The following is a 24,262-nucleotide window of genomic DNA, read 5'->3' on the forward strand; positions in this document are numbered from 1 at the left end:
CGTGATCAGGTGGAGCGACGAAGAGCTCGCGATCCGGGACGCCGTGCGCAGCTTCGTCGACAAGGAGGTCCGGCCGCTCGTCGACGACCTCGAGCACGGCGGCCTGCCGCCGTACGACCTGATCCGGAAGATGTACGCCGCCTTCGGACTCGACCAGATGTCCGGCGAGGCGTTCGACCAGCAGATCGCCGCGGCCGAGGCGGGGGAAAGCTCCTCCGCCTCGGCGCGCGACATGGCGATGGGCAGCGTCCTCAACATCGAGCTCGCCAAGGTTTCGATGGGCATCTCCAGCGCCCTCGGCGTCTCGGTCGGGCTCGCCGCCGGGACGATCAACTCCCGGGGCACCGTCGAGCAGCGCAAGCGCTGGGCCCGCGACCTGGTCACCTTCGAGAAGGTCGGCGCCTGGGCGATCACCGAACCGGACTCGGGCTCGGACGCGTTCGGGGGGATGCGCACCACGGTGCGCCCCGACGGTGACGAGTGGGTCCTGACCGGACAGAAGACCTTCATCACCAACGGCCCGTACGCCGACACGATGGTCGTCTACGCGAAGCTCGACGACGGCTCGGGGATCGACCGGCGCGACCAGCCGGTCCTCACCTTCGTGCTCGACGCCGGCATGGAGGGCCTGGTCCAGGGCAAGCCGTTCAAGAAGATGGGCATCGCCTCCTCCCCCACCGGCGAGCTGTTCTTCGACGAGGTCCGGCTCGACCGCAGCCGCCTCCTCGACGGCGGCGGTCACAACGACGCCGGCGACGGGCGCGACTCGGCGCGGGCGAACTTCACCGTCGAGCGGGTCGGCATCGCCACCCTCGCCCTCGGCGTCATCGAGGAGTGCCTCCGGCTCTCGATCGACTACGCCCGCGAGCGCGAGCTCTGGGGCAGGCCGATCGGCGACTTCCAGCTGATCCAGCTCAAGCTCGCCGAGATGGAGGTCGCCCGGATCAACGTGCAGAACATGGTGTTCCGCGCGATCGAGACCCAGCGGGCGGGGGCGTCGCTGACCATGGCCGAAGCCTCCGCGATGAAGCTCTACTCCTCGAAGGCCGCCTGCGACGTCGCGATGGAGGCGGTCCAGCTCTTCGGCGGCAACGGGTACATGGCCGAGTACCGCGTCGAGCAGCTCGCCCGGGACGCGAAGTCGCTGATGATCTACGCCGGCTCGAACGAGGTTCAGGTGACCCATGTCGCCAAGGGCCTGCTGCGAGGCTGAGGGTGCCGCGGCCCCCGATCACGCCTGCTCCCCCGCTGGCCGAGGGAGTCGGGCTGCCCTGGGACGTGCCGGTCGCGGACGCGGTCGCGGAGATCGCTCGGGCCCGGGCGGCGTACGGGGACACCTTCGAGGTGCGCTCCGGACGTGACCGCTACCTGTTCGTCTTCTCCCCCGTCGGGGTCGAGTCGTTCTACGCGCTGCCCGAGGAGGCCGCCAGCAAGGGCGTGGCCGACTACCTGATGCTGCGGCGCAAGCTGCCCGACGAGCTCTTCGACGGCCGTCGCACCCTCCCCGGGACCCTCTTCAGGCGCGACGACGTGGCGCACTACCTGGCCAACCTGGACCGCGCCCTGGTCGCCGCCGCCGATGAGCTCGGCGACAGCGGGACCGTCGACGTCTTCGCGCTCACCCGCCGCCTGGCCCACCGGATGGGGCTGGCGTCGTGGGCCGGCCCGGGATCGGCCGACGGTGCGACTTTCGACCGGCTGGTCCGGGCGCTGGACGCGCTCGACGGCGCCGAGGCGTTCGTGCACCCGGATGCGATGGCCGCGGTCGCGGCGTCCGGCAAGGCGGCCGAGCTGGCCGCGCTCGCCGAGGTCGAGGACGTCCTCGGGGCAGCGCTGGCCCGGTACGACGCCGGCGAGCGCGAGGCGACCGGGCTCTTCGCCCGGATCGCCGACGCCTGGGACGGCGAGCCCTCGGTGGTACGCCGCCAGGGAGTCGCCCGCGACGTCGCGCTGATCCACGTCGCCTCGATGTCGAACCTCGCCGCGGCGCTCGGCTGGGTGCTCGTCGACCTGCTCGCCCACCCCGCCGTGCTGGACGGGGTCCTCGCCGGCGACCGCGACCTCGCGGAGCGGTCCGCGCTGGAGTCGACCCGGCTGGCGCAGCGCTCGATCATGTCCCGCGCCGCGCTGACCGAGGTGGAGCTCGACGACGGGCGGGCGTCGTACCGGGTGCCGGCGGGGACGACGATCGCGACCCTGCTGCCGCTGCTCAACACGACGGCCGGCCCGGGCCTGGACTCCTGGGACCCGGACCGGTGGAACCGCTGGAAGCTCGCCGACACCGGGACGCTGGCCAGCCCGCAGCTGGTCACCGCCTTCGGCCACGGGCGGCACTCCTGCCCGGCCCAGCCGTTCAGCCTGGCCGCCATGACCGCCGCTGCCACCGGCCTGCTCGGCCGGTTCGAGCTCACCCCGACCTGGACGGAGCACCCGCAGCCCGTGCCCGCCCAGATCGGCGGGGTGGCGCGGTCGGCGGCCCCGTGCGAGGCCTCCTACCGCCGCCGCTGACGCCCTGCCTCGCTCACGCCGTGAGAGGCGCAGGGCGTGGAACCCGGACTCAGGTGCCGTAGACCGGCTCGGGGGTCGCGCCCTCGGCGATCAGGGCGTCGACGACGTCGCCGAGCTCGGTGGCGTCCCAGCGCTTGCCGTGGTCGCGGGAGGCACCGTGGCGCCAGGCGTCCTCGAGGGTGAGCTTGCCGCCGTCGCTCTCGAAGATCCGGCCGGTGACGTGGCCGGCTGCCTCGGAGGCGAGCCAGGCGACGATCGGGCTGTTGTCCTCGGGCAGTGCCATCTCGGAGGTGTCGAAGGCCCCCTCGGTCATCCGGGTCTTGGCGACCGGGGCGAGCGCGTTGACGGTGACGCCGACGCGGGAGAGCTCCGCCGCCGCGACCAGCGTCATCGTGGCGATGCCGCCCTTGGCGGTCGAGTACACGACCTGGCCGATCGAGCCCTGGAGGCCCGCGCCCGAGGTGGTGTTGATGACCCGGGCGGCGCGCTGACGGCCCTCCTTGGACTCCGCGCGCCAGTACGCCGCGGCGTGCCGCAACGTGGCGAAGTGGCCCTTGACGTGCACCCGCATGACGGCGTCGAACTCGTCCTCGGTGGCGTTGACGAGCATCCGGTCGCGGACGAAGCCGGCGTTGTTGACCAGGATGTCGAGCCCGCCGAAGGTGTCGACCGCCTGCTGGACCAGCGCCGCGGCCTGCTCGAAGTCGGCGACGTCGGCGCCGTTCACGACCGCCTGGCCGCCCATCGCCTCGATCTCGGCGACGACCTCGTGCGCGGGCGAGTCGGTCTTCTCGCCGTTGTTGGACACGCCGAAGTCGTTCACGACCACCTTGGCGCCGTGGCGGGCGAGCTCCAGCGCGTGGGCGCGGCCGATGCCGCGGCCGGCGCCGGTGACGATGGCGATGCGGCCTTCGAGAAGACGGGTCATGAGGGTGTGCTCCTGGGGTTTGCGCCGTCTCGACAGGCTCGACGACCGGGTGGATTGGTGCGGAGTTGCGACTACTGGATGACCAGGAAGGCGGGCGGCTCGCCGCCGCCGTCGCAGCCGACCTGGGCACCGCTCACGTACGACGCCAGGTCGCTGGCGAGGAAGACGGCCACGTTGCCGACCTCCTGGGGCCGGGCCATCCGGCCGAGCGGGATGGTGGCCTCGATCTTGGCGACCCGGTCGTCCCCGCCGTAGTGGTCGTCGGTCTGCTCGGTGCGGCAGAGGCCGACGTCGATGGCGTTGACCCGGACTTTCGGACCCCACTCCATGGCGAGGCTCCGGGTCAGCGAGTCGACCCCGGCCTTGGCGGCGGCGTACGCGGCGATCGTCGGAGCGGCGCGGTGCGCGCTGATCGAGGAGATGTTCACGATCGACCCGCCGGTCTCCTGGGCCTGCATCACCGCATTGGCGGCCTGCGCGACCAGCAGCGGGGCGCTCAGGTTGAGGCCGATGATCTTGTCGTGGAAGCGCGGCGACGCGGTCGCGGCGTCGGCCGCGGGGGCGCCGCCGGCGTTGTTGACCAGGACGTCCAGGCGGCCGTGCGCGGCGACGATCCCGTCGACCATCGCCTGCACCGAATCCGGGTGGCGGACGTCGCAGCGGACGTGGGTGGTCCCGGCGACCGGGTCCTCGGCCTCCGACCGCGCGCAGGTCACGACGGTGGCGCCGGCGAGCACCAGCGCCTCGGTGATGCCGCGGCCGATGCCGCGGGAGCCGCCCGTGACGAGGGCGACCCGGCCGTTCAGGTCGATCGAGAGAGCCATGCTGGTACTCTACCAAGCAAGTGCTTGTTTTGGTCGAATCGCCCAACCCGGAGAGGCCTCATGTCTGCAGTCACCAGCGAGCTCCGCGACGACGGCGTCCGCGTCGTCACGATGAACGCCCCGCCCGTCAACGCCCTCACCGTCCAGGGCTGGTTCGACGTGGCCGCCGCGCTCGACGAGGCCAGCGCCGACATGGCCACGAAGGTCGTGGTCCTGCGCGCCGAGGGCAAGGGCTTCAACGCCGGCGTCGACATCAAGGAGATGCAGAACACCACCGGCTTCGACGCCCTCATCGGCGCCAACAAGGGCTGCTTCGCCGCCTTCAAGGCCGTCTACGAGTGCAGCGTCCCGGTGATCGCCGCGGTCAACGGCTTCTGCGTCGGCGGCGGCGTCGGCCTGGCCGGCAACGCCGACATCGTGGTCGCCAGCGAGGACGCCTACTTCGGCGTCCCCGAGGTCAAGCAGGGCGCCCTCGGCGCGGCCACCCACATGGCCCGCCTGGTCCCCCAGCAGATGATGCGCGCGCTGTACTTCACCGCCGCGACCATTCCGGCGACCGAGCTGCACCGCTTCGGCTCCGTCTACCGGCTGGCACCGCGCGAGAAGCTCCTCGACGTCGCCCTCGAGGTCGCGGCGAGCATCGCCGAGAAGGACACCCGGGTGATCCGCGCCGCCAAGGAGGCGCTCAACGGGATCGAGCCCGTGGACGTGAACAAGAGCTACCGGTTCGAGCAGGGGTTCACCTTCGAGCTCAACCTCGCCGGTGTCAGTGACGAGCTCCGCGACGACTTCGCCGGAACGAACAAGGCAGGAAACAAGTGAGCAAGCCCCGCAGCAAGCAGATGACCATCGACGAGGTGGTCGCCCAGCTCTCCGACGGGATGACCATCGGGATCGGCGGCTGGGGCCCGCGGCGCAAGCCGATGGCGCTGGTCCGCGCCATCCTGCGCTCGGACCTGAAGGACCTCACTATCGTCAGCTGGGGCGGCGCCGACGTCGGCCTGCTCGCCCGGGCCGGCAAGATCCGCAAGCTCGTCTACGCGTTCGTCTCGCTGGACTCGATCCCGCTGGAGCCGAACTTCCAGAAGGCCCGCCAGGAGAAGGCGATCCCCGAGGTCGTCGAGCTCGACGAGGGCATGTTCCAGACGGGCCTGTACGCCGCGGCGCAGCGGCTGCCGTTCCTGCCGATGCGCGCCGGCCTGGGTTCCGACGTGCTGGTCAACAACCCGTGGATCAAGACCGTGACCTCGCCGTACGCCGACGAGAACGGCGACCTCGAGGAGCTCACCGCCGTCCCGGCGCTCAAGCTCGATGTCGCGCTGGTGCACCTGAACCGTGCCGACGCGCACGGCAACGCGACGTACCTGGGTCCGGACCCGTACTTCGACGACCTGTTCGTGCAGGCCGCCGACAAGGCGTTCGTCACCTGCGAGCAGATCGTGGACACCGCCGGCCTGACCGTGGACACCCCGGTCCAGCGGCTGCTGATCAGCCGGATGAGCGTCACCGGCGTGGTCGAGACCCCGAACGGCGCGCACTTCACCACCTGCACGCCGGACTACGAGCGCGACGAGAAGTTCCAGAAGGCCTACGCGGCCGCCGCCGGCGGGTCCGACGAGGACTGGGCCGCGTTCGAGGAGCGTTTCCTGAGCGGCGACGAGGCCGCGTACCAGGCAGCCGTCGCTGCCTTCGCCGCCGAGGAGGCCAGCAAGTGACCGAGTTCAGCCGCGCAGAGGTCTGCGCCACCGCCATCGCCGACGCCTTCGCCGAGGACGGCGAGATCTTCGCCAGCCCGATGGGGATGCTGCCGATGCTGGGGGTCCGGCTCGCCAAGCTCACCTCCAACCCCGACCTGGTCATCTCCGACGGCGAGTCGCTCTTCCTCGGCGGCGTGCCGCCGCTGTTCGCGAAGGCCGACGTCGTCGAGGGCTGGATCCCGTTCCGCCGCGTCTTCGACGTGGTCGCCTACGGCAAGCGCCACGTGATGATGGGCGCGACCCAGGTGGACCGGCAGGGCAACCAGAACATCTCCGCGATCGGCGACTTCGCGCAGCCGAAGCGCCAGCTGCTCGGGTCGCGCGGCGCCCCGGGAAACACGGTCAACAACCGGACGTCGTACTGGGTGCCGAAGCACACCACCCGCGTCTTCGTCGAGCAGGTCGACATCGTCTCCGGCGTCGGCCCGGCGCGAGCCAAGGCTGCCGGCGCGGGCGCGTCGAAGTACAACGACATCCACCGGATCGTCACCAACCTGGGCGTCTTCGACGTGAAGGGTGCGGACGACACCGTGCGGCTGCTGTCGCTGCATCCGGGCGTCACGCTGGACGAGGTCGTCGAGAACACCGGCTTCGAGCTGGCCGTCCCGGCCGAGGTCCCGACCACCCGCGAGCCCACCGAGTCCGAGCTGATGATCATCCGCAACGTGCTCGACCCGAAGACCCTGCGCGACCGCGAGGTCCCGCCTGTCACCACCGAGGCGGCGAAGTGATCGACCAGCTGCTCAGGACCCCGCTCACCGAGCTCGCCGGGATCAAGCACCCGGTGGTGCAGACCGGGATGGGCTGGGTCGCCGGCCCGCGCCTGGTCTCCGGCACCGCGGAGGCCGGCGGCCTCGGCATCCTGGCCTCGGCCACGATGACCATCGAGGAGCTCGAGAAGGCGATCGTCGAGGTCAAGGGCCGCACCGACAAGCCGTTCGGCGTGAACCTGCGCGCCGACGCCGCCGACGCGCCGGCCCGCTGCGACCTGCTCATCGATTACGGCGTGAAGGTCGCGTCCTTCGCGCTGGCCCCGAAGCCGGAGCTGATCGCCAAGCTCAAGGAGCACGACATCGTCGTGATCCCGAGCATCGGCGCCCCGAAGCACGCCAAGAAGGTGGCGTCGTGGGGCGCGGACGCCGTGATGATCCAGGGCGGCGAGGGCGGCGGCCACACCGGGAACGTGCCGACGACGCTGCTGCTCCCGACCGTGCTCGACGCGGTCGACATCCCGGTGATCGCGGCGGGCGGCTTCTTCGACGGCCGTGGCCTGGCCGCCGCGCTCTCCTACGGCGCCGCCGGCGTCGGGATGGGCACCCGGTTCCTGCTCACCCAGGACAGCCGGGTCCCGGACGCGGTCAAGCAGCGCTACCTGGAGGCGGACCTCAACGGCACCGTGGTCAGCTCCAAGGTCGACGGCATGCCGCACCGGATGCTCCGCACCGACCTCGTCGAGTCCGTCGAGGAGTCCAGCTTCGTCAAGCGCCTCGGCCCGACCACGAAGCGCACGCTCGCCTTCAAGAAGATGAGCGGGATGTCGTGGCGCGCGCTGGTCAAGGACGGGCAGGCGATGAAGCACGGCCAGGACCGCACCTGGACGCAGATGATCCTCGCGGCGAACACCCCGATGATGCTGAAGGCCGGCCTCGTCGACGGCGACCCGGCGGCGGGCGTGCTCGCCAGCGGCCAGGTCGTCGGCGTCATCGACGACCTGCCGACCTGCGAGCAGCTGATCGACCGGGTCGTCACCCAGGCCGCCGCCGAGCTGAAGCGGACCCAGACCTACCTCGCCTGACGGCGCAGAACCGCAGGTTCACCCCGTTTCGAGGAGTGAGTGAGTCAGGCGGTCACTGCGTGCTCAGGCCCGTCGAGACGCACTTGACCATCTTCGAGGAGACCGAGGTCGCGGCCGAGGCGTCCTGCTTCGAGGCCTTGTAGTTCTTCTTGCCGTCGACGAGCGCCTGGAGCCCCTTGTCGGAGATCTTCGAGTCGACCAGGACCTTGGCGATGCAATCGGCCTGCTTGTCGCTCAGCTTGGAACCCGCGGACCCGAGGATCGAGCCCTCGCCGCCCTTCTGGAGTGCCTTCGAGACCTCGTCCTGGCTCGGCCGGTCGCTGCTGCTCCCGCAGCCCGGGACCAGCAGAAGCACACTCACCGCAAGGGCCGCACCGAACGCACGCATGGTTCCTCATTCCTCGTTGCCGGGTCGTCCCGGGATCCAGGGAAACGTACCGGTTCACAGCCGACGCTGGAAGAGCAGCTGCCGGCCGACCGGTCGTTGCCCGAGCCGCTCGTTGATGTCGATCATCACCGCGTTCGACGCGGCGTTCTCGGTGAGGATCCGGCGCAGGTGCGGCTCGTCGTCGGAGAGCCACAGCAGCATCGTGCTCTTCAGCAGCAGGCCGAGCCGGTGGCCGCGGTGCGCGGGCAGGACGGCGGTGTCGTGCTGCTCGGCCCAGGCCGGCTGCTCGGCGTCGACCGAGACCACCGTGTGGCCGGCGATCTCGCCGCTGGCCCGGTGCCGGGCGAGCAGCCGGTAGAGCCGGTAGCCGGACTCCTCCTGGGCCTGCTCGTAGCGCCGGATCCGGTCGGCGTCGTACTGCTCGTCCTCGTACTCCAGGTCGTCCAGCGGGGCGTCGTTGATAGCCGAGGTGACCGCCGCCAGCCCGTCCAGGAGCTCCTCGGGCGTGCGGCCGCGGACCCGGACCAGCTCGTACTCCCCCGCGTACGACGCCGCCTCGGCCGCCAGCCCTTCCAGCAGCGCGCGCTGCCCGGCCGACCCGTCGAGGTCCTGGGCGCGGCGCACCTCGACCGACTTCGCGGCGAAGCCGTGCGCGGCGGCGAAACCGCGGGCCGCCTCGCTCTCCCAGCCGTAGAGCAGCACCAGGTCGCGTCCCATCGCCCGGATGACGTCCAGCGCCAGCCTCAGCGCCGCGGTGCCGTACCCGCGGCGACGCACCGGCGGCGCGACCACGACCTCCAGCCAGACCAGGTCGGGGTTGTCGTAGTCGCTCCCGAAGATCGCGACCGACCCGACGACCGCGCCCTCCGAGCGCGCCAGGAAGTACCGCCCGCGCTCGCCGTCGAAGCCGTGCCGGACCGACATCTGCTGCCGGTGCAGGGTGCGCGGCTGCTCCCACGGGCAGTCGACCGCGGCCGCCGCCCGGTCGAGCGCGACCCAGTCGACCAGGGCGTCGGTGTCGTCCGGCCCGAGCTCCACGAGATCCACCTCAGCAGTCTCGCTCAGGTGGGCCTCACGGAGCGACGGGTTTCAGAGGCGCTCGATGATCGTCACGTTGGCCTGGCCGCCGCCCTCGCACATCGTCTGCAGCGCGTAGCGGCCGCCGGTGCGCTCCAGCTCGTTGAGCATGGTCGCCATGATCCGGGTGCCGGTGGCGCCGATCGGGTGGCCCAGGGCGATGCCGCCCCCGTTGACGTTGACCTTCTCCAGCGGGATCTCCAGCTCCTTGGCCCAGGCCAGGACCACGGAGGCGAACGCTTCGTTGCACTCGAACAGGTCGATGTCGTCGACGGTCAGCCCGGTCTTCTCCAGGGCGTGCCGGGTGGCGCGGATCGGGCCGGTCAGCATCCAGATCGGGTCATCGCCCTTGACCGAGAGGTGGTGGATCCGGGCGCGCGGGGTGAGGCCGTGCTCGTCGACCGCCGCCTGCGAGGCGATCAGCATCGCGGAGGCGCCGTCGCAGATCTGCGAGGCGACGCCGGCCGTGATCCGGCCTCCGGGGGCGAGCGGCTCGAGCTCGGCCATCTTCTCCAGCGAGGTGTCGCGCGGGCACTCGTCGGTGCTGAAGACGGTGCCGTCGGCGAGGGTGACCGGGGCGATCTCGTGGGCGAACCGGCCCTCGGCGATGGCGGTCTTCGCGCGGGTGTGCGAGGCGAGCGCGAACTCCTCCATCTCCTCGCGGGTGATCCCCCACTTCTCGGCGATCATCTCGGCGGAGTTGAACTGCGAGACCTCGACGTCGCCGTACCGCTTGACCCAGCCCGGGGACTCGGCGAACGGGGTGGTGAAGCCGTACTGGTCGGCGACCAGCATGGCCGCGGAGATCGGGATCGCGGACATGTTCTGCAGACCGCCGGCGACGACCAGGTCCTGGGTACCGGACATGACGCCCTGCGCGGCGAAGTGCACGGCCTGCTGCGAGGAGCCGCACTGGCGGTCGATGGTGACGCCCGGGACGTGGTCCGGGAGCCCGGCCACCAGCCAGGCGGTGCGGGCGACGTCGCCGGCCTGGGAGCCGATGGTGTCGCAGCAGCCCATGATCACGTCGTCGACGGCGCCCGGGTCGATGCCGGTGCGCTCGACGAGCGCGGCGAGCACGTGCGCGCCCAGGTCGGCGGAGTGCATGGTCGCCAAGGAGCCGCGGCGCTTCCCGACAGGGGTGCGGACGGCATCGATGATGTAGGCCTCGGTCACTGTGTTGCTCCGTTCTGCGCAATGCCTTCGAGAAGAATGGTGAGGTACTGATCGGCCACGTCGGCCGGGGTGAGGGAACCGCCGGGGCGGTACCAGCGGACGGCGACCCAGACGGTGTCGCGCAGGAACCGGTAGACGAGCTCGACGTCGAGGTCGGCCCTCAGCTCGCCGCTCTCGACACCGGCCTCGAGCAGACCGAGCCAGAGCGTGCGGAACTTGAGGTTCCGCTCGTTGAGGTAGCCGAACCGCTCGAACGTGGTCAGGTAGGCGGCGTCGCTCTGGAAGATCGCCACCTCGCTGTGGTGGTGGTCGATCGCGTCGAACGACGCCCGCACGATCGCCTCGAGCTTGCCCTTCGGGGTCAGGTCGGAGGCGGTGATCTCGTCGTACTTCTCCCAGAGCGCGGTCTGGAAGGTGTCGAGCAGCTCGTCGACCATCGACTCCTTGGAGTCGAAGTGGTGGTAGAGGCTGCCGGACAGGATGCCGGCCGCGTCCGCGATGTCACGGACGGTGGTGTTCTTGAACCCGCGCTCGGCGAAGAGCCCGGCCGCGATCGCGAGCAGCTCCTCGCGACGGCTGCCGGTGTGGTTCCCGTTCTCAGGCGTGCTGGCTGCTGACACTGAGCACCTCACCGGTCATGTACGAGGAGTAGTCGCTGGCCAGGAAGACCATCACGTTGGCGACCTCCCACGGCTCGGCGGCGCGGCCGAAGGCCTCGCGCTGCTTGAGCTCGTGGAGCAGCTCGTCGGAGGTGACCTTCGCCAGGAACGGGTGCATCGCCAGGCTCGGCGAGACCGCGTTGATCCGGATGCCGTGCGGGGCGACGTCGAGGGCGGCGCAGCGGGTCAGCGCCATCACGCCGGCCTTCGCGGCGGCGTAGTGCGCCTGGCCCTCCTGGGCCCGCCAGCCGATCACCGAGGCGTTGTTGACGATGACGCCGCGGGTGCCGTTGGCGATCATCCGGTTCGACGCCGCGCGGACGCTGCGGAAGGTGCCGGTCAGGGTGATGTCGAGGACCTTGGCCCACTGCTCGTCGGTCATCTCCAGCACGCTGGCGGTGCCGCCGAGGCCGGCGTTGTTGATCATCACGTCGACCCCGCCGACGGTGTCGGCGAGGTCGAGCAGCGCGGCGATGTCGTCCTCGTTCGTGACGTCGGTGACGGTCGAGAGCACCCGCTCGGCGCCGAACTCGGCGGCCAGCGCCTCGTGCGCCTCGGCGACCCGGCGCTCGTGGGTGTCGGAGAGGACGACGGCCTTGGCGCCCTCCTCGAGGGCACGGCGCACGACCGAGGCGCCGATGCCGGCGCCGGCCGCCGCGGTGACGACGACGACCTTGTCCGTGAGCAGGCCGTGGCCGGGCACGTAGTCGGGGGTGGGCTGCTCGGGGCGGATCGCAGTCACGGTGTCAGTCCTCTTTCTCGCTGCTGGTCAGGAACGTGCTTCTCAACGTGCTTCTCGGGGAAGGCGAAGCACCCGCTCGGCCAGGATGTTGCGCTGCACCTCGTCGGAGCCGCCGTAGATGGTGTCGGCGCGGGTGAACAGGAAGAGCCGCTGCCACTCGTCGAGGTCGTAGCCCTGATGAGCGGGGAGACCCGCGGTCAGTCCATCCACGCCGCGGACGAGCATGGCGAGCTCGCCGAGGGTGCGGTGCCAGGTGGCCCAGAGCAGCTTGGCGACGCTGGCCTGCTGCGGGGCCTGCTCCTCGGACAGCGTGCGGAGCGCGTTGAGCCGGATCACCTCGAGCTCGGCGTCGGCGCGGGCGAGCCGGTCGGCGACGATCGGGTCGTCGATCGCACCGTTGGACCGGGCGAGGTCGATCAGCGCGTTCAGCTCGCGACGGAAGCCGACCTGCTGGCCGAGCGTGGAGACGCCGCGCTCGAAGCCGAGCAGACCCATCGCCACGCCCCAGCCCTGGCCGGGCTCGCCGACGATCAGGTCGGCGGCGGTGCGGGCGCCGGTGAAGAAGACCTCGTTGAACTCGGCCCCGCCGGTGAGCTGCTCGATCCCGCGGATCTCGACTCCCTCCTGCCGGGCCGGCACCAGCAGGAAGCTGATGCCCTGGTGGCGCTGGGAGCCCGGCTCGGTGCGGGCGAGCACGAAGATCCAGTCGGCGAACTGCGCCAGCGAGGTCCACACCTTCTGGCCGTCGATCACCCACTCGCCGCCTTCCAGGCGGGCCTTGGTGGCGATGTTGGCCAGGTCGGAGCCGGCGTTCGGCTCGGAGTAGCCCTGCGCCCAGAGCTCCTCGACGGCGACCATCTTGGGCAGGAAGCGCGCCTTCTGCTCCTCGGAGCCGAAGGCGATCAGGGTCGGGCCGATCAGCTCCTCGCCGAAGTGGTTGACGCGGGCCGGGGCGTTGGCGCGGGCGTACTCCTCGTGGAAGATCACCTGCTGCATCAGGGAGAGCCCGCGGCCGCCGTACTCGGTGGGCCAGCCGATGCAGGTCCAGCCGTGCTTCGCGAGGTGGCGGTCCCACTCCAGGCGCTCGTCGTGCGCCTCGAGGTCCTTGCCGGAGCCGCCCAGACCCTTGAGCGCGGCGAATTCCCCGACGAGGTTGTCCTCGAGCCAGGTGCGCACCTCGGTCCGGAATGCCCGGTCCTCTGCTGCATCCGTCAGGTCCACGCGATCTGCCTCTCATCGTGCTGCGGTTCCGTGTACGGTAGCCTACCAAGCACTTGCTTGGGTACGCATGCGACGGTGAAGGAGAGATCGTGACCGCGAACACCCTGCCCGCTGCGCTCCGCGAAGCGGCCGCCCGCCACGGCGACCACCCGGCCGTGGTCGACGGGGGTGGCAGCCTCTCCTTCGGCGAGCTCCTGGAGCAGGTCCGCGCGGCCGCCTCCGGGTACGTCGCTCTCGGGCTCGAGCCCGGCGACCGGGTCTGCGTGTGGGCCCCGAACAGCACCGCCTGGATCGTCGCCGGTCTCGCCGTCTCGTACGCCGGCGGCACGCTCGTCCCGGTCAACAGCCGCTACACCGGCCACGAGGCCCACGACATCGCCGCCCGCACGGGAGCCCGGATCTTCGTGCTCGCCAACGGCTTCCTCGACCGCGACCAGGTCGGCGAGCTCCGCGCCGTCGGCGAGCTCCCCGAGCTGCGCGCGGTCGTGACCCTGCCCGGCTCGTCGGCCGCCGAGGAGGTCGTCCCCTTCTCCTCGCTCGCCGAGGTCGGCATCGACGACCTCGCCGAGGCCGACGCGCGCGCCGACGCGGTCTCCCCCGACGACGTCGCCGACATCCTCTTCACCTCCGGGACCACCGGGCGGGCGAAGGGCGCGATGAGCGCGCACCGGCAGACGATCGCCGTCTCCGCGGCCTGGGCCGAGATCGGCGGCGTCAGCAGCACGGACCGCTACCTCGTCGTCAACCCGTTCTTCCACTCCTTCGGCTACAAGATCGGCATCGTGGTCAGCCTGCTCACCGGCGCCACGCTCTACCCGGTCGCGACCTTCGACCTCGACGCCACCATGGAGCTGATCGAGCGCGAGCGGATCACCGTCCTGCCCGGCGCGCCGACGATCTTCACCAGCCTGCTCGACGCCCCCGGCCGCGCCGCCCGCGACCTGTCCTCGATCCGGCTCTCGATCACCGGCGCCGCCGTCGTGCCGGTCGTGCTGATCGAGCGGATGCGCGCCGCCGCCCCCGAGGGCCTCGGCATCGAGAACGTCTACACCGCCTTCGGCATGACCGAGGCCGTCGTGGTCACGATGTGCCGCGAGGGCGACAGCGACGAGCTGGTCGCGACCACCAACGGCCGCGCCGTGCCCGGCGTCGAAGTGCGCATCGCCGCGGCCGGCGGCAACGACCCGCTCCCGGCCGGCGAGGAGGGCGAGCTCCTGGTCCGCGGCGACATCGTGATGCTCGGCTACCTCGACGACCCGGCAGCCACCGCCGAGGCGATCGACGCCGACGGCTGGCTGCACACCGGGGACGTCGGCAAGGTCGACGAGGCCGGGAACCTGATGATCACCGACCGCCTCAAGGACATGTACATCTCCGGCGGGTTCAACGTGTACCCCGCCGAGATCGAGCAGGCGCTGGCCCGGATGGACGGCGTCGCCGACGTCGCCGTGGTCGGCATCCCGGACGAGCGGATGGGTGAGATCGGCAAGGCCTACGTCGTGCCGCGCCCGGGCAGCGAGCTGACCGAGGCCGCGGTGATCGCGTTCGCCCGTGAGCGGCTGGCCAACTACAAGGCACCGCGGCAGGTCGCGTTCACCGACCAGCTCCCCCGCAACGCGTCGGGCAAGGTGCTCAAGAACGACCTGCGCAGTGCGCCGGAGAAGCAGGAAGAGAACTGATGGATCTGACCCTCACCGAGTCCGAGCTCGCCTTCCAGGCGGAGGTCCGTGCCTGGCTGGCCGCCAACGTCCCGGCCGAGCCGCTGCCCTCGATGGACACCGCCGAGGGCTGGGCGCTGCACCAGGAGTGGGAAGCCAAGCTGGCCGCCGAGCGGCTCTCGGTCGTGTCCTGGCCGAAGGAGGTCGGCGGTCGCGAGGCCTCGCTGATCGAGTGGGTGATCTTCGAGGAGGAGTACTACCGCGCCGGCGCGCCGGGCCGGGTCAGCCAGAACGGCATCTTCCTGCTCGCGCCGATCATCTTCGACCACGGCACCCCCGAGCAGCAGGCCCGGTTCCTGCCGTCGATGGCGACCGGCGAGAAGATCTGGGCGCAGGCCTGGTCGGAGCCCGAGGCCGGGTCTGACCTCGCCTCGCTGCGCTCGACCGCCGTGCGCGACGAGGAGCGCGGCGGCTGGGTCCTGAACGGCCAGAAGACCTGGTCCTCGCGGGCGACGTACGCGCACTGGGGCTTCGGGCTCTTCCGCAGCGACCCGGACAGCGCCAAGCACGCCGGCCTGACCTACTACCTGTTCCCGCTCGACGCCGAGGGCATCACCGTCCGCCCGATCGCCCAGCTCGACGGCGAGGCAGGGTTCGCGGAGATCTTCTTCGACGATGTCTTCGTCCCGGACTCCGACGTGCTCGGCGCGCCCGGCGACGGCTGGCGGGTCGCGATGAGCACGGCCGGCAACGAGCGCGGGCTGTCACTGCGCTCGCCGGGCCGGTTCTGCGCCGCCGCGGACCGCCTGGTCGCGCTCTACTCCTCGGTGGTCGAGGAGGACGCGCAGCATCCGTCCCGGAACCTCGGGGCCGCGGCGGACCGCGTCGTCGACGCCTGGATCGGCGCGCAGGCCTACCGGCTCTTCACCTGGGGCACCGTGACCCGGCTCGCCGACGGCGGCGAGATGGGCGCGGCCGGCTCGGTGAACAAGGTCTTCTGGAGCGAGCTCGACATCGCGATCCACGAGGCCGGGCTGGACCTGCTCGGTCCCGAGGCCGAGCTGCTGGAGACCCCCTGGATGGACGGCTACGTCTTCTCGCTGTCCGGCCCGATCTACGCCGGCACCAACGAGATCCAGCGCAACATCGTGGCCGAGCGGATCCTCGGCCTCCCCCGCGAGCCGAAGGGTGGCGCCAAGTGAAGTTCGAGCTGACCGACGAGCAGACCGGGTTCGCCGAGGCGATCACCGACCTGATGCGCTCCGCGGACTCCGTCGCGGTCGCCCGCTCCTGGGCCGAGGGCGACACCGCGCCCGGCCAGGCGCTCTGGAAGCGGCTGGCCGACCTCGGCCTGACCGCCCTGGTGGCCCCCGAGGAGGACGGCGGCCTCGGCGGCACGCTGGTCGACCTCGCGGTCGCCTTCGAGGTGCTCGGCCACGAGCTGGCCGTCGGGCCGTGGATCGAGTCGGCCGCGCTCGTCCCGCAGGTCGAGGGCGAGATGGTCACCGCCGCGGTGCCCGGGCTGTCGCCGTACGCCGCGGACACGCAGGTCGCCCGGCTGCTCAGCGGCACCGCCGGCGAGGTGCGTGCCTCGATCGACACCACCCGCACGCTCGCGGAGGTCACCGGGGCCGACGACGTCGACCCGGCCGCCGTCGACCGGGCCGTGCTGGCCTGCGCCGCCGAGCTCCTCGGCGCCGGCGAGCGGGTACTCGCGGACTCGGTCACCTACGTCAAGCAGCGCAAGCAGTTCGGCCGCGAGATCGGCTCCTACCAGGCGATCAAGCACCAGCTGGCCGACGTGCGGATCCAGCTCGACTTCGCGCGCCCGCTGATCCACGGCGCGGCGCTCGGCGAGGTCCCGGTCTCGGCGGCGAAGGTGTTCGCCTCCGACGCCGCCTACCTCGCGGCCCGGACCGGTCTCCAGGTGCACGGCGCGATCGGCTACACGGCCGAGTTCGACCTCAGCCTGTGGCTGAACCGGATCCGCGCGCTCACCACCGCGTGGGGCACGCCGGCGTACCACCGCGGCCGGGTGCTGGCCGCGATCACCGACGAGCGCCGGAGCGCCTGATGCACTTCGCCCGCACCGAGGAGCAGGACGAGCTCGCCGCGACCATCGCCGACCTGCTCGGCAAGCGCTCCGGCAGTGAAGCCGTGCGCGCCGCGTCGGTCTCCGAGGCCGGGTACGACGCCGCCCTGTGGTCGGCGCTCTGCGAGCAGATCGGCGTCGCCGCCCTCCCCGTGCCCGAGCAGTACGACGGCATCGGCGTCTCCCTCGTCGAGACCGCGGTCGTCCTCGAGGAGCTCGGCGAGGCGCTGACCCCGGCGCCGCTGCTGGCGACCACGCTCGCGACCTGCGCAGTGCTGCTCTTCGCCGACGAGGACGCCAAGGCCGACCTGCTGCCGCGGCTGGCCGCCGGCGAGATCGGCACCGTCGCGCTCGACTCCGTGGCCGGTGACCTGGTCCTGGACGCCGTCGCCGCGGACATCGTCCTGGCCGTCGACGGCGACGAGCTCCGGCTGCTCGACTCCCCGGTCGTCGAGACCGTCGGCGCGATGGACCAGACGCTGAGGTTCGGGCGGATCGCGGGCGGAGCAGGTAGGGCCGCGGGCACCCGGATCGGCACCGTCACCGACCCGCGCGTGCTGCCGGCGATCAGCACCGCGCTGGCGACCGCGCTCCAGGTCGGCACGATGCAGCGCGCGCTGGACATGACCGTCGGCTACTCGCTGGAGCGGGTCCAGTTCGGGCGCCAGATCGGCTCCTTCCAGGCGCTCAAGCACCGGATGGCCGACATGCTGGTGCTGCTCGAGGCGTCCCGCTCGGCGAGCTGGGGCGCGACCGCGGTCGCGGCGGCGTACCTGGAGGGGTCCGGTGACGAGCGCAGCGCCGAGGAGGCCGACCGGCTGGTCCGGCTCGCCGCGGTCGCCGGTTCGTACTGCTCCGAGGCGCTGGACCACCTGGCCTCGGAGATGGTGCAGCTGCACGGCGGCATCGCGATCACCTGGGAGCACGACGCGCACCTGGTCTTCAAGCGGGCGCACGCGCTCTCCCAGCTCAACGGGCCGGCGCACCGGCAGCGCGCGACCCTGCTGGGCTGAGCGCACGTCATCAGCTCGTCACCCCTGGGCCCTCCCGCACGGGGTGCTGATCAGGCCATGATGTCCGGGTGGAGACCGACCACCCCGGCACCGGGGGGCCGGAGCAGGTCCCGGGACTGCGCACGGCGACGTTCGACGCGGTGGCCCAGGCGGACCTGGTCCACCGCAGGATCCTGCGTCCGCTCGACCTGGTCCAGGACGCGATCGCCCGGATCGAGGCCCTCGACCCCACGCTGAACGCGGTGGTGACCACCGACTTCGAGCGCGCCCTGGAGACCGCCTGCCGGACCGATCCGGACCGGCCGTTCGCGGGCGTGCCGATCCTGCTCAAGGACCTGTGCGTCGAGGCCGACGGGATCCGCTGCAGCGAGGGCTCCCGGTTCCTCGCCGACCACGTCTCGCACGGCGACCAGGAGTACGTCGCCCGGCTGCGGCGGGCCGGGTTCGTCGTCCTCGGCAAGACCAGCACCCCGGAGTTCGGGATGGCGCCGACCGTCGAGCCGCGGCTGTCCGGGGCGACCGCGAACCCGTGGGACGTCCGGCACAGCACCGGCGGGTCCAGCGGCGGGTCGGCCGCCGCGGTGGCGGCGGGCATGGTGCCGGTCGCGCACGGCAACGACGCCGGCGGCTCGCTGCGGATCCCGGCGTCGGCCTGCGGGCTCTTCGGGCTCAAACCGACGCGGGCCCGGAACCCGCTCGGCCCCCGGTACGGCGACGCCTTCGCCGGCTGGGTCGCCGAGCACGTCCTCACCCGGACCGTCCGGGACTCGGCCGCGCTGCTCGACGTCACCGCCGGGCCCGCGGCCGGCGACCCCTACTGGGCGCCGCCGCACGCGGGCACCTGGCTGCACGAGACCGAGAAGCCGCCGGGCCGGCTCCGGATCGCGGTGACCCGCCGGACCCCGGACGGTGACTTGGCGCACCCGGACGTGCTGGCGGTCCTGGACGACGCCGTCGCGCTGCTGGAAGAGCTGGGACACCTGGTCTTCGAGCGCGACCTCGTCGAGCTCGACGGGCGGGTCGGCTCCGCGATCGGCCGGATGTACGGCGCCGCGACCGACTGGGCGATCCGGTACTGGGTCGAGGAGCTCGGCCGCGAGCCCGGACCGGACGAGCTGGAGCCGCTGACCCGGTTGTACTGGGAGCGCGGCCGGCAGGTCAGCGGCGGCGAGCTGCTGATGGCGGTCACGGTGCTGCAGCAATTCACCCGCGACCTGGCCGCGGTCACCGACGGCCCCGACGGGTTCGACCTCTGGCTCTCCCCGACGCTGGCGGAGCCGCCGCCGCGGCTCGGCGAGATGCGGGCCGAGGACGGCGACGCCACCAGGGCCGAGGCGCGCTCGGCACGGTTCGTCGCCTTCCCGCTCGTCGTCGCGAACATCACTGGCCGGGCCGCCATGAGCGTGCCGTTCGGCTACAGCGCCGAGGACCTGCCGATCGGGGTGCACTTCCTGGGCCGGTTCGGCGGCGAGGGCACGCTCCTCCGGCTCGCGGCCCAGCTCGAGCAGGCCCGGCCGTGGGCCGACGTCTGGCCGACGACGTCGGCGCGCTGCCTCGGGCACCACCACCCGAGCCCGGCCTGAGTGCCCCTCCCGGACGGGTCAGGCCACCCGGTCCTTGCGCGGCCGGCCGCGCGGCGGCTTCCGGTCGACGACGACACCGGCCATGAAGATCTGCCCGCCCCAGACGCCGTGCGGCTCGCGGCGCTCCAGCGCCCCCGCCAGGCACAGGTCCCGGACCCGGCAGCTCCCGCAGAGGGCGCGCGCCACGGCGAGCTCGGCCTGGGCATCCGCGAAGAAGAGGTCGGGCCGGGTCGTGCAGGGCAGGTCTGCCATCAGGGGGTCCTCTCCGGAGCGGGGACCCTCAGCGTCGCGGTCTGAGGTAGGTCACCACATCGGGAAGATGCCTTAGATGGGTTGCGGCCCGGGCGAGTGCCGGAAAGCGAGGGCGGCGCCCGTGCCGCGCTCGGCAAGGCGCCGGGCCGAGAGCGCAGCGTGCTGCGCCGAGGTTCGGCAACTCAGCCGAGGGTGGTGCGGCGTCGTCCTCGCGGCGGCAATCGCGCGGGGCGCGACCCTCACCCTGAGGTTCCGCAAGTCCTGCGGTCCGGAGGAAGCTTGGCCGTCAGCGGCTGGTGTTCGCCGTCCGGCCGCGGACGACCCCGATGAACATCTGGATCGCCTCCTCGCGGGCCTCGGCATCCTCGGCCCCCAGCCCGGCAGGGGGCTTCCGGAGCCAGACCAGGGACACCGGGTAGTCGTCGACACCGTGGACGGGGAGCCAGTGCACGTCCTTGCGGTTGTGCAGCCGGGCCAGGGACATCGGCACGATCACGATCCCGGTCCCCGCGGCGACCGTCTCGATCCCGTACCGGACCGCCAGGCCCGGGTTCGCCGCCATCACGTCGTGCTCGTCGGCGAGCTCGGCCACGTCGATCTCGTCGTACGCCGCCACGGGATGCTCGACGCCGACGACGACCACGGGCTGCTCCCGGTACAGCGTGATCACGTGGTAGGCGTCCCGGTCGAACTCGCGGTCGCGCTCGCCCCGGGCCAGGCACATGTCCAGGGTGCCGTCGAGGAGCCGAGCCGTCTGGTCCTCGACCTCGGTCTGCACCAGGTCCAGGTGCCGGGTCCGGCGGTGCCGCTGCAGCTCTTTCCAGGCGCGTTCCCACTTGCCGGGCATGACACCGGGGACGTAGCCGACCCGGAGCGGTGTGACATCTTCCACGTCCCGAACCCTAGCCGCCTGTCGGGTCCGTCATACCGGTGAGTAGCGAGCCCTGCTAGTTTCCGCCCCATGCGTACCGCCAAGGACTTTTTCGCGCCCCTTGCCGTGGGTGCCCCCGCCCCGCTCCGCGAGATCCCGGCCCGGCCGAGCCGCGCGATCCACTTCTTCGACCCCGGCAACGAGAAGATGGCCGCCAAGGTGCCCGACATGGTCGGCACCGTGGACGTGCTCCTCGGCAACCTGGAGGACGCGGTCAAGGCGGAGAACAAGGAGATCTCCCGGGCCGGGCTGGTGAAGATCGGCCAGACCGTCGACTTCGGGCCCACCCAGTTCTGGACCCGGATCAACTCGCTCGACTCCCCCTGGGTGCTCGACGACCTCACCACCCTGGTCCCGGCGATCGGCGACAAGCTCGACGTGATCATGGTCCCGAAGGTCCAGGGCGCCGAGGACATCCACTACGTCGACCGGCTGCTCGCCCAGCTCGAGGCGAAGGCCGGGATCACCCGCCCGATCCAGGTGCACGCGATCCTGGAGACCGCCCGCGGCGTCGCGAACATCGAGGAGATCTGCGCGGCCAGCCCGCGGATGCAGGGTCTCTCCCTCGGCCCGGCGGACCTTGCCGCGGACCGCCGGATGAAGACCACCCGCGTCGGCGGCGGCCACCCCGGCTACCTGGTCCGGCAGGATCCCCCTCAGGACGCAGCCGGGGACACCGACATCAACGCCCCGCGGACGACGTACCAGCAGGACCTGTGGCACTACACCATCGCCCGGATGGTCGACGCCTGCGCGATGCACGGGATCTACCCGTACTACGGCCCGTTCGGCGACATCAAGGACACGGTGGCCTGCGAGGACCAGTTCCGCAACGCCTTCCTGCTCGGCTGCGTGGGTGCTTGGTCGCTGCACCCGGTGCAGATCAAGATCGCCAACAAGGTCTTCTCCCCCAGCGTCGAGGACGTCAAGCACGCCCGCCGCGTCATCGCCGCCATGGGCGACGGCACCGGCGCGGTCATGCTCGACGGCAAGATGGAGGACGACGCCTCGGTCAAGCAGTGCAAGGTGATGGTGGCGCTGGCCGAGGAGCTGGCCGCCATCGACCCGGACCTGAAGGCCGCCTACGACGCCATCGTGCTGGACTGAGAGAGACCGACATGAGCACCTTCCGCCCCCGCCGTTCCGTCCTCTACATGCCCTCGTCCAACGAGCGCGCCCTGGAGAAGGCCAAGACGATCGCCTGCGACGCGCTGATCCTCGACCTCGAGGACGCCGTCGCGCCGGACGCCAAGCCGGCCGCGCGTGAAGCCGCCGCGGCGGCGGTCCGCTCCGGCGAGTACGGCAACCGCGAGCTGACCATCCGGGTCAACGGGATCGGCACCGAGTGGCACGACGAGGACATCAAGGTCGCCGCCCAGGCCGGCCCCGCCGGCGTCGTCGTCCCGAAGGTGAACAGCGCCGCCGAGGTGCTCGCCCTGGTCGCCGCCCTGGAGGCCGCCGGCGCGCCGGAGCACACCCGGCTCTGGGCGATGGTCGAGACGCCCGAGGCGATCTTCAACGTGCGCGAGATCGCCGCCGCCTCGCCGCGCCTGGCCGTGCTGGTGATGGGCACCAACGACCTGGTCAAGGAGACCTACGCCGAGCACGTGCCCGGCCGGGCGCCGCTGCTGACCGCGCTGTCGCTCTCGCTGCTCGCCGCCCGGGCCGCCGGCGTCGCGATCCTCGACGGCGTCTACAACGACGTGAAGAACCTCGACGGCTTCCTCGCCGAGTGCGAGCAGGGCCGCCAGTTCGGCTTCGACGGCAAGACCCTGATCCACCCGGGTCAGGTCGAGGGCGCCAACGAGGCGTTCGCCCCGTCCGCCCAGGCCGTCGAGGACGCCCGCGGCCTGATCGAGGCGTTCGAGTCCTCCACCGGCGGCGTGGTCACCTACAACGGCCGGATGGTCGAGAACCTGCACGTGGAGTCGGCCAAGCGCACGCTCGCGATCGCCGAGGCGATCGCCGCTCTGGGCTGAGCCTGCGCTTCCGGGGCCTCGGGGGCACTCAACTGCCGATGAGCAGGCAACAGCGAATCGAGAAAGGGTTCTCCGATTGAGCACGGGTACTCACGACAGTGGGACGGCCGAAGGAACAAACTCTGAGGATGGACTCCCTCCGTCGACGCCGTCGGGCCTCTCGACTTCGCGGCATCCTGGCAGCGATGAGCGTGATCGCCGTGGCGGGATGCGCCGAGGGCGACATTGACGACTACGAGCCGTTGAAGACGGGTGGAACCGGCGACGGGGTCGCTTGTGTCGCGGCGAACGGAGCGACCGAGTTCACGAACGGATCGAATGTCATTCAATACGGCGGTCGCAAGCCGTTGACCATAACCAGCGTCGACCTGGCCACTGGTACCGGCTTCAGGGTCGCCGAGGCATTCTTGGTCCCCGTGCGATCCGAGCTGGTGGGATCGCGGGCTCAGTGGCCGCCACCTGATTACTCAAGAGTGCTGTCTGGGGCTATCCCGGCTGAAGGTGCCCAACTGAGCAGACACGGCACCACCGCATACAACCTGGTCGTCCATCTGACCCGTACGGGCAACGGCTCCGTCGAGCCCGGCCTCGTTCGTCTGTTCTACACAGTAGGCGGCCATGACTACGGCAGTGTCACGCCAGTGGGCTTGCAGGCTGTAACCGCAACGGGCAAATGTCCGTAGCGTGCGGACCTGCCGATGAGCGCGCCCTTGTCCGCGGGGTACCCCTTCCCTCGCCTAGCCTGTGCGCCGTGGAATCCAACCCGACCCGGCACGACGAGCAGCGCCTCGTGATACGTCCAGTTCTCTGGTCGATCATTCCGGGCTGGATTCTCACTTTGTTCGGACTGATATTTGTCCTGGCTGGGCTCAGCGAGCCGAGCGATGTTGGCACTCTGCTGGTCATGTGCGTGGGCGGTATCGGGTTCGGATACATCGGCTTCTCGCTGGCTACCGCCTCAGCCACGGTCACCCGCGCAGGGATCCGGTACCGAAACGGTGTGATCCTCCGCAGGATTGCTACTGAGGATGTCGCCTCGGTTGAGGTTGGTCCGGGCAGTGGGGTTGGTTACTCCCGGATCACCTTGGTCATCGGACGCCGGGCGGGTAAGCCGGTTGCGATGACACCGCTGCAGCGAGCAGACACAGAAAAGGGGCGGCGCGACTTGAGCGATCGAGCGGCCCAGGTAGTTGCGATCTTGGGGCTCGGCTGACGGTCCAGTCAGGATCGCTCATCGGCAGATGAGTGCCTTGCGAGTCAGCGCGTATCCTCGCCGCCCCGAACGATCCTCGTCACGGAGCGCGTTGATCGCGTCCCATCAGAACCGTTAGAACGAGCCGGCTCAACTGGAGCCCGAGGGCAAGGCCGAAAAGCCACAGAACACCGGCAACCAGAGCCGATGCGTCGAACCACTCCGCCACTCCGCTCATGGCCCAAAAACAGAGCCCGACCGCCGGCAGGGTGATGAACGCGGACAGGACGGGGCGCTGGCGAAAGTAGTGCTGCGCGGTATCGAGAGCCACATCCGGCATTGTGCCGGGCCTTCGCCATGTGCGTCACGGATCCAGGCACTTCGTTCGCTCATCGGCATGAGCGAGCGTCTCGTGCGAGATCCGGAAGTTCGGTCAGCTGCTGACCAGCGCAATTCAGCCGCTGACCGCGACGTGTGTCCGTGGGAA

At 71.2% G+C, this 24,262-nt stretch carries 26 protein-coding genes; 15 read left to right on the plus strand and 11 right to left on the minus strand.

All coding sequences use genetic code 11. The annotated features are described in order from the left end of the window. Position 1: 1 nt before the first annotated feature. Both AB4Y76_RS14880 and AB4Y76_RS14885 read left to right on the plus strand, forming a co-directional pair. On the plus strand, positions 2-1,213 hold the full coding sequence (locus AB4Y76_RS14880; protein ID WP_441926599.1) for an acyl-CoA dehydrogenase family protein: 1,212 nt from the start codon (positions 2-4) through the stop codon (positions 1,211-1,213). Between the two features lie 2 nt (positions 1,214-1,215). Then, complete coding sequence (locus AB4Y76_RS14885; RefSeq protein WP_441926601.1) at positions 1,216-2,508, plus strand: cytochrome P450; 1,293 nt, start codon at positions 1,216-1,218, stop codon at positions 2,506-2,508. Positions 2,509-2,557: 49 nt separating this feature from the next. On the opposite strand, the gene AB4Y76_RS14890 is transcribed toward AB4Y76_RS14885, so the two are convergent. After that, positions 2,558-3,436: an SDR family oxidoreductase gene (locus AB4Y76_RS14890; RefSeq protein WP_441926603.1), complete on the minus strand. Its 879-nt coding sequence runs from the start codon at positions 3,434-3,436 to the stop codon at positions 2,558-2,560. A gap of 71 nt (positions 3,437-3,507) precedes the next feature. After that, the gene (locus tag AB4Y76_RS14895) at positions 3,508-4,260 is read right to left on the minus strand and encodes an SDR family oxidoreductase (RefSeq protein WP_441926605.1); all 753 of its coding nucleotides are present in this window, start codon (positions 4,258-4,260) and stop codon (positions 3,508-3,510) included. A 60-nt stretch (positions 4,261-4,320) separates the two neighbouring features. Between AB4Y76_RS14895 and AB4Y76_RS14900 the strand changes: the two genes are divergently transcribed. From AB4Y76_RS14900 to AB4Y76_RS14915, 4 genes are read left to right on the plus strand one after another with little or no spacing between them, the layout of a single operon-like run. Beyond that, on the plus strand, positions 4,321-5,082 hold the full coding sequence (locus tag AB4Y76_RS14900) for an enoyl-CoA hydratase family protein (protein WP_441926607.1): 762 nt from the start codon (positions 4,321-4,323) through the stop codon (positions 5,080-5,082). After that, the gene (locus tag AB4Y76_RS14905; protein ID WP_441926609.1) at positions 5,079-5,975 is read left to right on the plus strand and encodes a CoA transferase subunit A; all 897 of its coding nucleotides are present in this window, start codon (positions 5,079-5,081) and stop codon (positions 5,973-5,975) included. The genes AB4Y76_RS14900 and AB4Y76_RS14905 overlap by 4 nt, the downstream gene beginning before the upstream one ends. Further along, entirely contained in the window at positions 5,972-6,748 is a 777-nt protein-coding gene (locus tag AB4Y76_RS14910; RefSeq protein WP_441926611.1) for a CoA-transferase subunit beta, read from the plus strand. Before AB4Y76_RS14905 ends, AB4Y76_RS14910 begins: the two co-directional genes overlap by 4 nt. Continuing rightward, entirely contained in the window at positions 6,745-7,812 is a 1,068-nt protein-coding gene (locus AB4Y76_RS14915) for an NAD(P)H-dependent flavin oxidoreductase (RefSeq protein WP_441926613.1), read from the plus strand. The genes AB4Y76_RS14910 and AB4Y76_RS14915 overlap by 4 nt, the downstream gene beginning before the upstream one ends. Positions 7,813-7,864: 52 nt before the next feature. Here AB4Y76_RS14915 and AB4Y76_RS14920 read toward each other — a convergent pair whose 3' ends face one another. The 6 genes from AB4Y76_RS14920 to AB4Y76_RS14945 form a co-directional block, all read right to left on the minus strand. Further along, positions 7,865-8,173: a hypothetical protein gene (locus tag AB4Y76_RS14920; RefSeq protein WP_441926615.1), complete on the minus strand. Its 309-nt coding sequence runs from the start codon at positions 8,171-8,173 to the stop codon at positions 7,865-7,867. Between the two features lie 81 nt (positions 8,174-8,254). Further along, positions 8,255-9,247: a GNAT family N-acetyltransferase gene (locus AB4Y76_RS14925; protein WP_441926617.1), complete on the minus strand. Its 993-nt coding sequence runs from the start codon at positions 9,245-9,247 to the stop codon at positions 8,255-8,257. Between the two features lie 42 nt (positions 9,248-9,289). Beyond that, a complete protein-coding gene (locus AB4Y76_RS14930; RefSeq protein WP_441926619.1) occupies positions 9,290-10,453 on the minus strand; it encodes an acetyl-CoA C-acetyltransferase in 1,164 nt (387 codons plus the stop codon). Further along, on the minus strand, positions 10,450-11,073 hold the full coding sequence (locus AB4Y76_RS14935; RefSeq protein WP_441926621.1) for a TetR/AcrR family transcriptional regulator: 624 nt from the start codon (positions 11,071-11,073) through the stop codon (positions 10,450-10,452). The genes AB4Y76_RS14930 and AB4Y76_RS14935 overlap by 4 nt, the downstream gene beginning before the upstream one ends. Beyond that, positions 11,051-11,854 carry an SDR family oxidoreductase gene (locus AB4Y76_RS14940; protein WP_441926623.1) on the minus strand — a complete coding sequence of 268 codons (804 nt, stop codon included), beginning with the start codon at positions 11,852-11,854 and terminating at the stop codon, positions 11,051-11,053. The genes AB4Y76_RS14935 and AB4Y76_RS14940 overlap by 23 nt, the downstream gene beginning before the upstream one ends. Positions 11,855-11,896: 42 nt before the next feature. Further along, the gene (locus AB4Y76_RS14945; RefSeq protein ID WP_441926625.1) at positions 11,897-13,075 is read right to left on the minus strand and encodes an acyl-CoA dehydrogenase family protein; all 1,179 of its coding nucleotides are present in this window, start codon (positions 13,073-13,075) and stop codon (positions 11,897-11,899) included. Between the two features lie 89 nt (positions 13,076-13,164). On the opposite strand from AB4Y76_RS14945, the gene AB4Y76_RS14950 reads away from it, so the two are divergent. From AB4Y76_RS14950 to AB4Y76_RS14970, 5 genes are all read left to right on the plus strand, one after another. After that, entirely contained in the window at positions 13,165-14,754 is a 1,590-nt protein-coding gene (locus AB4Y76_RS14950) for a FadD3 family acyl-CoA ligase (RefSeq protein WP_441926627.1), read from the plus strand. Further along, positions 14,754-15,935 (plus strand): acyl-CoA dehydrogenase family protein, encoded by a 1,182-nt coding sequence (locus AB4Y76_RS14955; RefSeq protein WP_441926629.1) that lies wholly within the window; start codon positions 14,754-14,756, stop codon positions 15,933-15,935. The genes AB4Y76_RS14950 and AB4Y76_RS14955 overlap by 1 nt, the downstream gene beginning before the upstream one ends. Continuing rightward, positions 15,932-16,807, plus strand: coding sequence for an acyl-CoA dehydrogenase family protein (locus AB4Y76_RS14960; RefSeq protein ID WP_441926631.1), 876 nt, complete (start codon positions 15,932-15,934; stop codon positions 16,805-16,807). The genes AB4Y76_RS14955 and AB4Y76_RS14960 overlap by 4 nt, the downstream gene beginning before the upstream one ends. After that, a complete protein-coding gene (locus AB4Y76_RS14965) occupies positions 16,807-17,838 on the plus strand; it encodes an acyl-CoA dehydrogenase family protein (RefSeq protein WP_441926633.1) in 1,032 nt (343 codons plus the stop codon). Before AB4Y76_RS14960 ends, AB4Y76_RS14965 begins: the two co-directional genes overlap by 1 nt. A gap of 68 nt (positions 17,839-17,906) precedes the next feature. Further along, positions 17,907-19,421, plus strand: a complete 1,515-nt coding sequence (locus AB4Y76_RS14970) for an amidase (RefSeq protein ID WP_441926635.1) — start codon at positions 17,907-17,909, stop codon at positions 19,419-19,421. 18 nt (positions 19,422-19,439) lie between these two features. On the opposite strand, the gene AB4Y76_RS14975 is transcribed toward AB4Y76_RS14970, so the two are convergent. Continuing rightward, positions 19,440-19,673 carry a WhiB family transcriptional regulator gene (locus AB4Y76_RS14975; RefSeq protein ID WP_441926637.1) on the minus strand — a complete coding sequence of 78 codons (234 nt, stop codon included), beginning with the start codon at positions 19,671-19,673 and terminating at the stop codon, positions 19,440-19,442. Between the two features lie 286 nt (positions 19,674-19,959). Then, positions 19,960-20,565, minus strand: coding sequence for a LysR substrate-binding domain-containing protein (locus AB4Y76_RS14980; protein WP_441926639.1), 606 nt, complete (start codon positions 20,563-20,565; stop codon positions 19,960-19,962). Positions 20,566-20,634: 69 nt separating this feature from the next. Between AB4Y76_RS14980 and AB4Y76_RS14985 the strand changes: the two genes are divergently transcribed. From AB4Y76_RS14985 to AB4Y76_RS15000, 4 genes are all read left to right on the plus strand, one after another. Beyond that, entirely contained in the window at positions 20,635-21,711 is a 1,077-nt protein-coding gene (locus AB4Y76_RS14985) for an HpcH/HpaI aldolase/citrate lyase family protein (protein ID WP_441926641.1), read from the plus strand. Between the two features lie 11 nt (positions 21,712-21,722). Next, positions 21,723-22,583 (plus strand): HpcH/HpaI aldolase/citrate lyase family protein, encoded by an 861-nt coding sequence (locus tag AB4Y76_RS14990; RefSeq protein ID WP_441926643.1) that lies wholly within the window; start codon positions 21,723-21,725, stop codon positions 22,581-22,583. 185 nt (positions 22,584-22,768) lie between these two features. Further along, positions 22,769-23,266 (plus strand): hypothetical protein, encoded by a 498-nt coding sequence (locus AB4Y76_RS14995; RefSeq protein WP_441926645.1) that lies wholly within the window; start codon positions 22,769-22,771, stop codon positions 23,264-23,266. Positions 23,267-23,334: 68 nt separating this feature from the next. Next, positions 23,335-23,796: a hypothetical protein gene (locus AB4Y76_RS15000; RefSeq protein ID WP_441926647.1), complete on the plus strand. Its 462-nt coding sequence runs from the start codon at positions 23,335-23,337 to the stop codon at positions 23,794-23,796. Between the two features lie 79 nt (positions 23,797-23,875). Here the strand turns inward: AB4Y76_RS15000 and AB4Y76_RS15005 are convergent, their stop codons facing one another. Beyond that, complete coding sequence (locus AB4Y76_RS15005; protein ID WP_441926649.1) at positions 23,876-24,106, minus strand: hypothetical protein; 231 nt, start codon at positions 24,104-24,106, stop codon at positions 23,876-23,878. Positions 24,107-24,262 lie beyond the last annotated feature (156 nt).

This window comes from Marmoricola sp. RAF53, from assembly GCF_052114005.1.
Taxonomy (GTDB): Bacteria; Actinomycetota; Actinomycetes; order Propionibacteriales; family Nocardioidaceae; genus Marmoricola.